Consider the following 624-nt stretch of genomic DNA (forward strand, 5'->3'; position numbering starts at 1 on the left):
GAAGTAAATAATAATAAACCAACCAAAAGGCTTATTTTTAGTGACTTCTGGGGGCAAGCTTCTTTATTTTTTATCGAAAATTTCCCACATCCATCTAAATTGATTGAGCTAGGGAAGGATAAAATATGGGAAATATCAAAACAGAATAAGCTAAGAATTAAAGAGACCCATATTGAAACACTTTTTTATGTAGCTGAAAAATCAATTGTTAAGCCAATGGAGGATATTTCAGCAGAATTACTCCTTTTACGTCTAGCTGTTCAAGATTTAAAGCGACTAGACGAAAATGTTAGTGTTTTGGAAAAAGAAATAGAACATGTGCTACTTCAAACCGATGGAAGATTGCTTTTAACTGTTCCTGGAATTGGAGTTATTACAGCAGCAGAGTTTTATAGTGAAATTGGGGATATCTCTAATTATGAGCACGCTGGGCAGCTAATAAAGAAAGCAGGAACGAACCCAATCATAATTCAATCAGGCGGTACCCAAGGATTTTATGGCCGTATTTCTAAGCAGGGGAATAAGCATTTACGATTTATTGTTTATACAGTAGGGAAATGTCTGGCCCAGCATAATAAGGATTTGCGTCCATACTACGAAAGGCTAAAAGACCGCGGTAAGCAT

General features: G+C 36.1%; 1 protein-coding gene. It reads left to right on the forward strand.

What is annotated here, in order from left to right:
- On the forward strand, positions 1 to 624 hold a 624-nt coding region (locus AC1Q59_RS24785; protein ID WP_492368531.1), incomplete at both ends, for a transposase.

This window comes from Cytobacillus sp. MT66, assembly GCF_058792595.1.